Origin of the sequence: Pseudocolwellia sp. AS88, from assembly GCF_030551755.1 — a bacterium.
Taxonomy (GTDB): domain Bacteria; phylum Pseudomonadota; class Gammaproteobacteria; order Enterobacterales; family Alteromonadaceae; genus Pseudocolwellia.
In genome coordinates this window covers 43776-56669 of the sequence record NZ_JAUPEC010000012.1, presented here as the reverse complement: position 1 = coordinate 56669, position 12894 = coordinate 43776, and the positions used below count along the sequence as shown (strand labels likewise).

Annotated in this window: 12 protein-coding genes; 1 reads left to right on the top strand and 11 read right to left on the bottom strand. The window is 38.3% G+C overall.

Translation table 11 applies throughout. The features are described 5' to 3' along the window. Positions 1 to 51: 51 nt before the first annotated feature. From Q5N69_RS10255 to Q5N69_RS10240, 4 genes are all read right to left on the bottom strand, one after another. Positions 52 to 1170, bottom strand: a complete 1119-nt coding sequence (locus Q5N69_RS10255) for an AI-2E family transporter (RefSeq protein ID WP_304368821.1) — start codon at positions 1168 to 1170, stop codon at positions 52 to 54. 151 nt (positions 1171 to 1321) lie between these two features. Then, positions 1322 to 2365, bottom strand: a complete 1044-nt coding sequence (locus Q5N69_RS10250) for an OmpA family protein (RefSeq protein WP_304368820.1) — start codon at positions 2363 to 2365, stop codon at positions 1322 to 1324. 104 nt (positions 2366 to 2469) lie between these two features. Beyond that, a complete protein-coding gene (locus Q5N69_RS10245; RefSeq protein WP_304368819.1) occupies positions 2470 to 3045 on the bottom strand; it encodes a porin family protein in 576 nt (191 codons plus the stop codon). A 490-nt stretch (positions 3046 to 3535) separates the two neighbouring features. Then, on the bottom strand, positions 3536 to 4006 hold the full coding sequence (locus Q5N69_RS10240; protein ID WP_304368818.1) for a hypothetical protein: 471 nt from the start codon (positions 4004 to 4006) through the stop codon (positions 3536 to 3538). Between the two features lie 752 nt (positions 4007 to 4758). Here Q5N69_RS10240 and Q5N69_RS10235 point away from each other — a divergent pair. Then, positions 4759 to 5658 (top strand): alpha/beta hydrolase, encoded by a 900-nt coding sequence (locus tag Q5N69_RS10235; protein ID WP_304368817.1) that lies wholly within the window; start codon positions 4759 to 4761, stop codon positions 5656 to 5658. Between the two features lie 238 nt (positions 5659 to 5896). Here Q5N69_RS10235 and Q5N69_RS10230 read toward each other — a convergent pair whose 3' ends face one another. The 7 genes from Q5N69_RS10230 to rutB form a co-directional block, all read right to left on the bottom strand. Then, positions 5897 to 8155: a TonB-dependent receptor gene (locus Q5N69_RS10230; protein WP_304368816.1), complete on the bottom strand. Its 2259-nt coding sequence runs from the start codon at positions 8153 to 8155 to the stop codon at positions 5897 to 5899. 90 nt (positions 8156 to 8245) lie between these two features. Continuing rightward, positions 8246 to 9736: a CoA-acylating methylmalonate-semialdehyde dehydrogenase gene (locus Q5N69_RS10225; RefSeq protein WP_304368815.1), complete on the bottom strand. Its 1491-nt coding sequence runs from the start codon at positions 9734 to 9736 to the stop codon at positions 8246 to 8248. A gap of 25 nt (positions 9737 to 9761) precedes the next feature. Further along, positions 9762 to 10301: a flavin reductase gene (locus Q5N69_RS10220; RefSeq protein ID WP_304368814.1), complete on the bottom strand. Its 540-nt coding sequence runs from the start codon at positions 10299 to 10301 to the stop codon at positions 9762 to 9764. Between the two features lie 20 nt (positions 10302 to 10321). Next, entirely contained in the window at positions 10322 to 10912 is a 591-nt protein-coding gene (locus Q5N69_RS10215; protein WP_304368813.1) for a malonic semialdehyde reductase, read from the bottom strand. Positions 10913 to 10942: 30 nt separating this feature from the next. Next, a complete protein-coding gene (gene rutD, locus Q5N69_RS10210; RefSeq protein ID WP_304368812.1) occupies positions 10943 to 11722 on the bottom strand; it encodes a pyrimidine utilization protein D in 780 nt (259 codons plus the stop codon). A 4-nt stretch (positions 11723 to 11726) separates the two neighbouring features. Further along, complete coding sequence (rutC, locus tag Q5N69_RS10205; RefSeq protein ID WP_304368811.1) at positions 11727 to 12119, bottom strand: pyrimidine utilization protein C; 393 nt, start codon at positions 12117 to 12119, stop codon at positions 11727 to 11729. 29 nt (positions 12120 to 12148) lie between these two features. Continuing rightward, on the bottom strand, positions 12149 to 12892 hold the full coding sequence (gene rutB / locus Q5N69_RS10200; protein WP_304368810.1) for a pyrimidine utilization protein B: 744 nt from the start codon (positions 12890 to 12892) through the stop codon (positions 12149 to 12151). Positions 12893 to 12894 lie beyond the last annotated feature (2 nt).

The window sequence follows — 12894 nt, the reverse complement described above, 5'->3', positions numbered from 1 at the left end:
CTAAAAAGGAGCAATATGCTCCTTTCTTTTTGTCTGTAATTTAATAAAAATCTAAGTTTCTAAAAACCGAACCCATGGTGTTGTTTGTTCAAACAGTGTAAGTATTAACTTTATACAGACGAGTAAAGGTACGGCAATCAACAACCCAATTAAGCCCCATAACCAGCCTATAATTAATAACCAAACAATAATGATAAATGGATTAATTCGCATCTTTTTAGATAATATTAACGGTGTTATGAATTGTGATTCCAAAACATTAAGCGAAAGTACGCCACCTACAACTATCAATACTTTGATATCTATTCCCCATTGAACTGAACTTGCCAGTGTAATAGCGCCTAAAGCAAAAGCTGGTCCAACAAATGGAATAAAATTAACAAAACCAACAATAAGTCCCCAAAGTAAAGCGTCTTCCAACCCCATAAAACTAAATAAGATCATTGCGATTACACTAAGAAATAAATTTATTAAGCTAACGGTTAAGATATATCGAGAGAGTTGTTGCTGCACATCTAAAACAAATTTAAAGGCTTTTTCTTGCTGTCCTTCAACAACAAAAAGCTGTACATAATTTTTAAAAAGTTTGGGAGAATATACCAAGGTAAATAAAATTAATATGATTGCAGTAATAAGCTGTATCAGAGCAAAAGGCGCCAAAACCATAAACTCTGCAGCAAAAGAAAATAACGATTCTTTTAAACGAGTTTGAATAAGTGTTTTATTTTCTGAGCTTTTATCAACCTTTGGTTTTTCTTTAAACCATGAAAACCAGCTGTCACCTGAACTTTGTGTTTCACCTGTAATATCTGCGCTTTTAGTGTCGATAATATTTTGATACTTATCGAGCTTTTCTGATATCTGACTCGAAATTTGGGGAAGCATCTTGGTCCACTTTGTTACGGGCTCTTCCAGTTGAACCACTAATGCACCTGTAGGAAAAATCAAACAACCTAATAGAAATATGGCACCTAAAACTCTTGGTACATATAAACGCTCGAGCGCATTAACCCCTGAACTTAATAACAATGCGATTAAAGCTGAAGCGACTAAAAGAAGAATTAACTCTTGCGCAAAATATACGGTATAGAGAACAGCTAAAACAGTTAGCGTAACAGTACAAACTAAGCTCTTATTTAGAGTTTTATTTTCTTGAGTGGTTGATGTCACTTATATTCCAACCTTATTTTTAGTTACTTAAATGAATTAAGAGTATTGTAAGTTAAAAACAAAAAAACAGTGATAAATTAAAGGTATTTATCACTGTTTTATTTTTATCATTTAGCGTTATAAATGAATATCGCTATTTACGCTGTTTCGTTTATTTCTTAACGACTTCTTTCGTTGTAGTTTGTATTTGTGCAACAACACGCTGATTCATTCTATGGTCGGCTGCCGTATTCCCTTCAGATAAAAGCTGAGTTTCTCCGAAGCTTTTTACGCTAAGACGACTAGGGCTAATATCGAAATTATTAATCAAAGCATTCTGCACTGAATATGCACGTTTTTCCGATAAGTCTAGGTTATAACTTGCTTCACCTGTTGAAGAACTATGGCCTTCAATAACAACATCGGTATCTTTATATTCCTTCATAAAGTCTGCTAAACGCTGAATTTCTATCATTCCTTTAGAACCTAGTGCAGCACTTTCAATAGGAAAGTTAACGTTTAAGTTAATTGATACTGTTTCTTCGGCATATAAAGTACAACCTCTAGAATCAACCTTAACGCTTATTGGTGTGTCTTTACAAAAATCATCTTTATCAAAAACACCATCCTTATCGCCATCCAAGTTCTTTACTACCGGTTGAATATTGGCAGGTTCCTCAGCTTTTACTGGCATAGTTTTTTTGGTATCTCCAAAGGCATATTTATAACCTAGTTTAAAACCATGATCTGTATAGCCATTATTTACATCACGATACATAGCGGCTTCAGTATAAATAGAAGAGCGTGCACTCAGTTCAAAGTCATAACCAACACCAATATTTAGGGCGTTGTAACTTTTAGCATTATTAAAACGTTTTACACCGGTGAATAAATACATATCTGAATCTTCAGGAGTATAAATCGCATCAACACCGTAACGGTTACCGTATGACTTTTCGTTACCATTTAAAACATCATAACGAGTACGAGCAAACTCTATTCTTACTTTCCAAAATTCATTAACTGCTCTTTGTAAATCTATACCTAAAGATTTACCCGCTTCCATTTGGTCCCACTCTATTGAGGTTTCTTTACTCGTACTCGATTTAACATAATCGCCAAAAACGCCTAGCTCCCATGTTTTATCAATAGTTTCGTCTGCCATTGCTGATGTACTGATTAATGCAGTTAAGATAGATATTTTAAAAAATTTCATATGTGATCCTTGTTTAAATACATTGCGCTTTTTCAGTTAATATTTAATAAATGCAATATATTAAGTTGTTATTTAGTTAAATGTTTTAAGTGTTCTTTGATGATTTAAAATGTGTATTGAACGGATACGCTTGCATAATCAATTTCAGTGTCCAAGTTCTCAAAATTCGAAAAAACACCAATTTCATCATCATCAAAATTGAAATCAAACCTCGTATAATTCACTTTTAAATCCCAATCTTGAGCAATAGCAAATGTCGCTCCTGCTCCGTAAAAGAATTCATTACCATCTGTTGAGGTATTTCCGGCAGCGCTATCAATATCAGCGTCCCACCATAATTGTCCTCCATTCACAAATAACGAAATATAATCGTTAATCGGGTAACTTAAGTTCAGCCCTAAAGTGTAACCATCAAGTTCAGCATTAATGTTACTGTTGCCATACTTGCCAAAATCAATGTAGCCACCTTCTAGTGATACAAATTCGTTAAATTGAGTACCGATGTAAACGTTGTAAGCATTATCATCTTCATCAAAATCACTTTCGCTATCTGCACTAATTAATCCATAACCAGCACCTACATATAAACCATGAGTATCAACAGATGAATTGTCTGCAGCATAAGCAGGAATTAAAAACATCGGAGATAAAGCTAAAGATATTAATGATTTATTTTTCATAAGTTTTCCTTGTACTAATTAAAAGCTTACTAAGTACAAAGCAAATCACAGACCACAAAATATAAACAAACAAATTCAATAACTTAATTAAATTCATGCTTTATTTAACAGAACTCTTGTGTAAAAAAATTGTAAAAACAACAAGGTATAAGAAAATTTTACAATCGACGTTGATGGTTTCCTGATCTACACCACTCAGGTGCATATCTCTCTCTACCCGCATCAAAAGTGGATAATATATTTCGTTCTTTGATATGTTCAGGCAAGAAGCTCATGGTTAATTTTAGCTAAGTGGAACGTTTGCTATAAAGCTTCTAACTAAGTGGGGGGTTATCTCTATTAAGATTTATCTAAGCGAGGCATTACCAAAGGAAAAATATTCTAGAAAGTCAGTGTTGTAGTAAGCAGCGTCATTTCTAACGCCACTCCTATATTTTATGCAGATATGTTTTGATGGAAAAATGTTTCAAAACATATGCTTTTTAAGCTACTAAGATTTAACAATATCCTTACGTGTTAAGTGTAAAAACAAACCTAAAGAAGTTAACAAAAGTGCCGTACAAGAAATGATTGCCACAGGATAATAAAGGTTACCCGCCAAATCTAATTGGCTATACTTTATCACCATAATCAATCCCTCAAGCGATAATGCAACACATACCGTACCTATAAATCTCGGCATTGTTCTTCGCAATACTGCAATAGCATCATCTTCATGTTCATCTAATTTACTATTTGAATATTCTTTATTAATAACGAGTGCAAGCTCAAATACGGCTAAACCTATAACGCCTGTATTTATGCTATTTAAAAATATTTGCATAATATCAACACCCGTTGCGAGTTGATTAAACACATTAATAACTAAAGAGATCAAAATAGCTGCAGCTAACCCTAAAAAAATCAGCGCAAACGATAAGGCAAATACTCTTCTTATGACTAAATGCATTGTATTATTCATTGATTGTGACTCCTGACGACAAAGAAATATTATGTAGTCGATAAACTAAATTACTGAACTGAGAAACTCATAATTACTGATGAGTAACTGTGTTTCTGATTGTGTGAAAATACGGCCTAATAATCTTGGTTTTTAGTACGCATAGCTTTTTTAATATCTACAAAAGTATCTTCTGTAGCATTAACTGCATCCGAGATTGCTTTGTCAATTTGTTCGCCAGTATTATCAGCTTTATCGTATGTCCAAGCTGTGAAGCCTGAATTAGCAACCAGTGTTAATACCGGTGCCTTTTGGTTTTTATTGATATTTATAATAATTCTCCGCTAAAAACTAAAATTTACTTCAACAACTGTAATGCGATAGTTGCGCCAACTATTAACTAATTGTTATTTAATGTTTTATTTTATTCTGGTAAGTAAATAGATTAAAAAAGAAGTAAATTTTACAAAACAAAAATGTATAGTTTTCAAAGCAGAGTAAAAAGCAGCTATATGCTCTTTTCTTTTTACCCGTATAATAGTGCCATATACTACAAATACTCTTCTCAGATTCTACTTTGATCACGACCGACATATTAATTATTACCGCAGGTTTAATGGCAGCCGGTTATCGGGGCAAAAAGGTTATTTTGAAGTAAAATGAGTCTAATATGGTGTCTAAAATAGTTAAGCCATTACATACGTGTGAGGTGAACACGGGTGCATGCAGAAATTTTTGCTTATAGGGTTTCAATAGGTTTTGAGGTGATGATAATGAATAATTTTTGTAGTCGATTTCTGGTAGGTGTTAGCTTATGTATTTCATTTGCTAGCTATAGTTTTGCTTCTAATGGAAGCTTAACTGATGTAGTAAAGTCTTTCTCTGGTGAATCTAAGGATGTCGTTTTAAGCTCGGGTTCCACCGCCACTTTTGATCAGCCAAGTTGTGAAGCAGAAGCTGCGGTATTGTTAATCCATGGTTGGGTTGGGCAGAAAGACGAACTTGGAGATCTGTATAAAACTTTAGCTAGACAGTTACGAGTTAACTGTATTGCATCATTAAGGTTTGATGTACAAGGTGAGTCGGAGCGAGAAAGTAGCAACTTTACTCTTACCAGTACATTTAAAAGTAGAATGGAAGATACTGAGTCTGCGCTTTATTATCTACAACAACAATATCCAAGTTTACCTAAAGTAGTTGTAGGTTTTAGCCTAGGGGGGGCAACCGCAATGGAGTTGGTAAGCCGCCACCCTGAAACATTCAAGGGGCTAGTGTTGTGGTCTAGTGCTTTAAATCCTAATGAAATTGTAACGCTCCCTAAAAGTTATTCGGCTGTGAGAGAGGCAATTGATGAAGGGCAAAGTTTACTCAAAGAAACATGGGCAGACATAACCTTAACAAGGCAGCATGTAATTGGGATGTTGGGATATAATCCCATTCGTAATTTAGGAGAATTTAAGGGACATCTGTTAGCAATTCGCGGTTCTGATGACTACTTACCCGCACATGAAAAAGAAATTTTTGAAGCAAGTGCGGCAGTGAGTGAAGATGTTTATTATCTAGGTGGTGCAGATCATATATTCAATGTTTATGAACCTGAAAAAAGTCAGAAAGATAAAGTATTAAACATAACGGTAGATTGGATAACAGCATTATTCAACATCACCCATTAGAGCAACTAGTGTATTGAGTGTTTCTTCAACATCTCTATGTTCGGCTAGCATTTAAAATCCCAAGCTAGTGTCTACATTGCTTACTGTAAAAAGATAACAAGTAATGAATCGTAAAATTCTAGTCACTAGCAGCAGTTTATGTGCATCGCGATTAAAAAAGGCCGGTCATAAGCAACCAGCCTTCTAAACACCTACTTTATATGTAATCGCTATCTTTTATAACGGTTCAAATAATTTATTAAAACTCAGTTGAAAAACGTACACCAAATTCGCTGGCATCGTTGCTTAAAATTTGCAAAATATAATCGCCAGTATTTAATCGTGCATTGTCATAACGCTCATCAAAAACATTTCGACCATATAAAGCAACAGTATACGCTTCGCTGGCTGGTGTATAGGCAATATCGAAGTTAACAAGCTCACGACTATCGATGGTGGTTAAACGCGAAGGTTCTGAACTTGGCTCGCCATACATTTCTCCACGATATGAGTAATCCACTCGCGCACGAATTTTGTCACCACCTTCAAGATCAAAGGTATAAGTTGGTCCAATCGCAAACGTTAAATCCGGGGTTAATGGTGCAACAGGTTCAAAACCATCTTGCTCATCCACCTCTACGTCCATAAAACCAATACTGGTTAACATACTAAAATTACCAATTGTTAGCGTAGTATCTAGTTCTATACCACGAGAAGTTTGCTCTACCACTAAGTTCGCGGTGTCAAAACCAACTTCACTTACGCGGCTTACTTGATAAGGTAAATCTTCAAACTCGGTGTTAAATACCGCAACACTCAAATCAAAGTATTCATTTACACGACCTTTAATACCTATTTCATAGTTGATTGCGGTAATGTTATCTGACGCAACAAAACAGTTGCTTGCATTTACAGCAGCTGTTGCGCCGTCGATGTCACCAAATCCACCTGCACCAAAAAACTCACCAATAAGACAATAAGGGCGAGCCGGATACTGGCCTGATTGGTAACCGTTTTGAATTGTCGCATACCCGTTCATGCCATTTTCGAAGGTATAACTAGTTGCCAATTCCCATGTTATCTCATCCCAGTCATTTGAATCAAAAACAGTACCTAGGGGATCAAATACGTTAGCAGATGCTTCTTTTTCATCTTCGGTGTATCGCAAACCACCCGAAAGACTAAGTTCGTCAGTAAGATCATGATGAACATTTAAGTAAATGGCTTTACTCGTTGTTTCTTGATCAAGTTGAAACGTATTACCACCACCATCAAAACTTGAGTCGCTACCTTGGCGATTACTTCCTTCTTCATTAAAGTAATAAAGACCGGCTACAAAGTCGGTGTAGTTATTGATGTAACCATTTAATTGCAATTCAATTGAGGTTTGGTCAGCTTCTCCGCGTTCAGGATACTGGTCTAATAAAAAGATAGTACCGTCATCATCAAGACCGGCCTTGTATTTGGATGAACGACTACTTGCAACAACCTTGGCAGTATACTCGTCGTTAATATCCCACTCAGTGGTAAGTGCTAGACCGCGAGCTTCATTAGATACGCTCGTTACTTCTGGAGCACCAGTAGCGTTGTCGTAAATATCAAAACCATCTGGTGTAACATCTGTATTTCTAAGTTCAAGGCCTAAACCATTTGTCCCGCTATAAAAGCGCCCTCCAGGCAATTCATCTATAAGCACGGTATAAGGTCGTAGACCCCCATCACCATTATTAGCATCAGCGGTTAGTATCATTCGAAAATCATCAAATGGCTCGTATTTAACAGAAACTCGACCAGAAATATCTTCCGTTTCGCCTACATCATATTCGGCATTAGGTACGTTGATAAACTCACCTAAACCATCACGTGTGTTGTAAGCAAGGTTCATATTAAAGGCTAAGGTGTCAGATAAGGCATGATTGACAAATAGGTCTGCTTTAACACGACCACGTGTACCAAATTCCGTATTAATTTTAGTTACATCACCTTGTTCGGGTTCTTTGGTGATAATATTAATAGCGCCACCAATTGAGTTTCGACCATATAACGTCCCTTGAGGGCCACGAAGCACCTCGATTCTCTCGATATTATTCAGGCTCCAGTTCTGTCCTACTTGGCGGCCTAAATAAACGCCATCAACATAAATACTTACACCTGGATCAGTTGTAATGAGGTGATCTTGCAGACCAATACCACGAATAAAAGGATTTACAGAAGAAGTGTGCCCAGCTGAAAAGCCAGTTACACTTAAGTTTGGAACAAACTTTCCAACATCTGTTAAGTCAGTAATACCTTGCACTGCTAGCATATCGCCATCAAATGCACTTATTGCGATTGGTACTTCATATATAACTTGCTGGCGCTTAGTGGCAGTAACAGTGATCGCTTCAATTACTTCTTCATCCGCAGCTTTAGTCTCTTGTGCATAAGCAGCTTGAGAAATGGAAGTTACGGCAAACGCAACAGCCAAAGCGACAGGCGAGATGTTGCTAACTAATATCTTAGAAATGTAAGTATTCATATGTAACCCCTTTATAAACGTGTTTATATTAAAAAATTATTATTATTAGACTGCTTTAAGTTCTTCTTTTGGAATTACTTAATGTTTTAACTAACTAGGAAACGAAAAGCTGACGCCTTCTCTTATACCACTAGATGGCCACCTTTGCGTAATAGTTTTACGTTTTGTATAGAAGCGCACACCGTCAGGTCCATAGGCATGTAAATCACCAAATAATGAACGTTTCCAACCACCAAAACTGTGATAAGCAACAGGTACAGGCAAAGGCACATTAATACCTACCATACCCACTTGAATGTGGTCAGAAAAATAACGAGCGGCTTCTCCATCGCGGGTAAAAATACAAGTACCATTACCATATTCGTGATCATTTATGAGCGTCATGGCTTGCTCCATCGACTCTACTCGCATTACTTGTAGCACAGGACCGAAGATTTCTGCTTTATAGCTATCCATATCAGCGCCCACTTTATCAATCAGTGTGGCACCTACGTAAAAGCCTTCATCATTACCTTCAACAGTTGGGTTACGCCCATCAACAACAATAGTTGCGCCTTGTTCTTGCGCATGATTAATGTAGCCCTCTACTTTTTCTTTGTGAGCGCACGTTATCAGTGGACCAAAATCGTTGCTATCGTCGGTGTAAGCACCGACCTTCAAGCTTGCCATGCCGTTTTTTAATTTATCAATGAGTTGATCAGCAATTTTATCACCAACCGCAAGCACAACAGATAAGGCCATACAGCGCTCGCCTGATGAACCAAATGCAGCACCTAAAAGTTGATTAGCCGCGTTTTCTATATCCGCATCAGGCATCACAATTGCGTGATTTTTAGCTCCACCGAGGGCTTGGCAACGTTTACCATTAGCGTTTGCAGTTTCATAAATATATTGAGCGATAGGCGTTGAACCAACAAAACTAACTGCCTTGATTCGTTCGTCTGTCAATATTGCATCCACGGCAGATTTATCACCGTTAACCACATTAAATACACCATCTGGTAAGCCTGCTTCTTTGAGTAACTCGGCTAAATATAAAGCACAACTAGGGTCACGCTCAGAAGGTTTTAGTATAAACGTATTGCCACACACTATTGCCAAAGGAAACATCCACAAAGGCACCATTGCAGGGAAATTAAAGGGCGTGATACCACTTACTACACCGAGTGGTTGAAACTCACTCCACGAGTCTATGTTAGGACCAACATTTTTACTGTATTCACCTTTAAGCAGCTGCGGAGCGCCGCATGCAAAATCAACATTTTCGATACCGCGCTGTAATTCACCCGCTGCATCATGACTTATTTTACCGTGCTCTTGCCCGATCAAATCAGTAATTTTTTTGGCGTTTTGCTCTAGAAGAAATTTAAATTTAAACATTATTTGTGCACGTTTGGCGACAGGGGTATTTCGCCATTTTGGGAAAGCCTCTTGGGCAATTCCAATCGCATCAGCTACGGTTGCTGGTGATGCCAGTAATACCTGTTTCTCAACCTTCCCTGTTGCAGGATTGTACACATCCTGAAAACGACCCTCGGGTGAGCATATTTGCCCATTAATAAAGTGCCCAACTATTTTCATATTTTAATCCTTATTATTAGCACAATTATTTAGCTTGGGTGTTGTTAGTAACATGGTAATATCCACGCTGATAATATAGCAATGCGCCAGCATCTAGATTTTGCTTAATGTCTAGAACTCGACAAAAAATAACATCGTGAGTAGCAACACTTTTACACTCAATAATCTCACAATCAAAAGTAACAGCCGCGGTGTTAAGTACAGGACAACCCGTTTGTAAAGTACCCCAGTCTCCTTGCTCAAAACGTTCGCCCATAGCTGCTTTTCCACCAAATAAGTTGGATAAATTGTCTTGTTTATCAGCTAGAGTATTTATAGCCAAATGTGTGCTGTGCATAAAAATTTGATGTACAGAAGCGCTACGATTCAAACACACTAGCAAGGTGGCGGGGTCATCACTGACGCTACACACTGCCGTTGCGGTGAATCCTGCTTTGCCTGCTTTACCGATGGTGGTAACAATGCTGACAGCGCCAGCTAAACTGGCCATTCCGTCTCGAAATGCTGCTGGAGACACACTCGTTTGTGTGTCAATTTCTGTAATATTTGTGGCGGTTAATGTCATAGTGAGCTCTTCCGTTTTTGTTAAATGATTTGACAGGCTTCTTCAAAGCTCAGTCTTGGTAATCGTTTGTGGACTTTTTCGCCGTCTCCGTAGCCTATGTTAAGTAAGAAGTTTACTTTCCATGTACTGTCAGCAAAAAAAGTTTCGTTTAGTAATTTCGGGTCAAAGCCTGACATTGCCCCAGTGTCTAAACCTAGTGCTCTTGCCACGTATGTTAAGTATCCGCCTTGCAAGGAACTATTGCGCATGGCAGTTTCATAGGCAGCATCAGGGCTAGACGTAAACCAACTGCGGGCATCTGCATACGGGAAAAGCTTAGGTAATGCTTCGTAAAATTCCGCATCATACGCCACAATCACCGTGCAAGGTGCAGTCATAGTCTGCTCGACATTTCCGCTTGATAAACAGGGTTTAAGTTTTTCTCTGGCTTCATCTGAACAAATAAATACAAAGCGTGCAGGACAGCAATTTGCAGATGTTGGGCCTAATTTACTTAGCTCATACAGTTGAGCGATAGTGTCTTTCGAAATTGCTTTGTTTTGCCAAGTGGTGTGGGTATGCGCTTGGGTAAATAATTGTGCTAGTGCGTCGTTTGATAGTGGTGTGTTCATATTTTTAATCCGGTTAATGGGGTAAATGCCTTAAGAAACATTTTCTAAATGCTCAATGAGTATGCGGTTGAACTCATCGGGCGTGCTTATTGATGACGCATGACCGCCATATTCCATTAAACAAAGCGAGGCCGATGGTAGCTTACTGGCTAAATTTTCTGACTGTTGCCAAGGAACGAGTAAATCATCTTTATTAGCAATTACTAGCGTTTTCACATTAATACTGGCTAGTGCTTTATCAATATCAAATTGACTAAGTGCTCCAATTCGCAACAACAAGTTATCCATGTCAGGAAAGTTTTTCTGCATATGACGCTCTTCTTCTTCCAGTTTGCCAATATTTGCATTAATCCAGTCTGGCGGATACAACAGCAGTGCCTGCATCTTCAAATAAGCTGCATTATCACCGCTTGCTAACAAAGATTTCCGGATAGCAAAGCAGCGAAGTGTATGAGGGTTAGCGTAGCTCCATGCATTCACTAACACTGCGCTCATAATTTGTTTTGGTATTCGTTGCGCCAACACTAAACCCACTAACCCCCCAAGGGCATGACCTACGAAATGAAAAGTAGTAATATCAAGCTTATTTAGGGCTTCTTGCAGCTCATCAGCCATATGCTCAATGCTATAGTTTTTGGGTAATTGAGCTGGGCTTCGCCCTGTTCCTAACTGGTCGTATATAACGACTCTATATTTTTCACACAATTCTTTTAATTGCCCCTGCCAAAAATGAGCAGAGCCACCTAAACCAGAGCTAAATACAACAGTCGGGGCATTTGCATTTTGTTGGCCCAAAACTTCTATATACATAGGCTTATTCATCCGGCGCTATATGAGCAATACTAGAAATTTCAATCAGTGCTTCAGGTTTAACTAAGCCAACTTTTATGCAATAGCGTGCCGGCTTTTCACCAGGAAAATACTCAGCATAAACCTTATTTACCGCTCCGTAGTTATCCCAATCGGTAACAAGTACTGTATTAAAGGTAACATCGTCCATCGTTCCTCCGGCTTCTTCTATAACACTTTTAATGGTTTCTAAAACGTGACGCGTTTGCGCTTCGGCATCACCTACATGTACCACGTCGTTATTTTCGTCAAACGGCAGCGTACCAGAGACATATAAAATATTGTCGGCCATTGAACCTGGCACATAAGGAGCAAGTGGTGGTGCAGTTCCAGCGGGTATAATTGCTTTTTTAGGCATAAGGTTTATCCTTTTTTATTGACAGTTTATTAGCTTGAAGAGGCCACTGCGGTGCAAAATTCATCTACACTTGACACCCAGCCAAAGAATGTTTCTATATTGTAAAGTGAAGCTTGTTGAATATTAGGTGGGCCGGCTTGATGACTGGCATCAGCTAAAATCACACCAAAATATTCTAAGAAGAACCCATCTCGCAAGGTAGATTCAACGCAAACGTTCGTTGCGATACCAGTAAAGACCAAGTTTTTGATGCCACGACTACGTAACATACTATCTAAACTTGTGTTGTAAAAACCGCTATAGCGTGGCTTGGGAAGCACTATATCACCCACTTGAGGTTTGAGTTCTTTGACCAACTCATAGTCCCACGTACCCTTCGCTAATAAACTCCCCATTAACTCGGGTTGCTTGCGCATGGTTTTTAACGCATTAGATTTATACCAGTTGGGTGAGCCTGGCCCGCCTGCTTCGTGATATTGGGGATCCCATCCGTTTTGAAAAAACACAACTGGCATACCCGCTTTACGGGCTGTGGCAATTACTCGCTTAGTGTTTTCAATCACCGGACCGGTTGTTGATACATCAAAACCGGCTTTGTCTAAATAGCCATCTATACTGGCATAAGCATTTTGTAAATCGACCACAATAATCGCCGTTTCAGTTGGCGAAATGGAAAGGGGTTCCGGTCGCGCAGGTATAATTACGCGCTCTGGATTATCATTGTTAGCATCCTGAAAATAGCCCGATACTGTATAGCTTCCTGATTCTGACATTT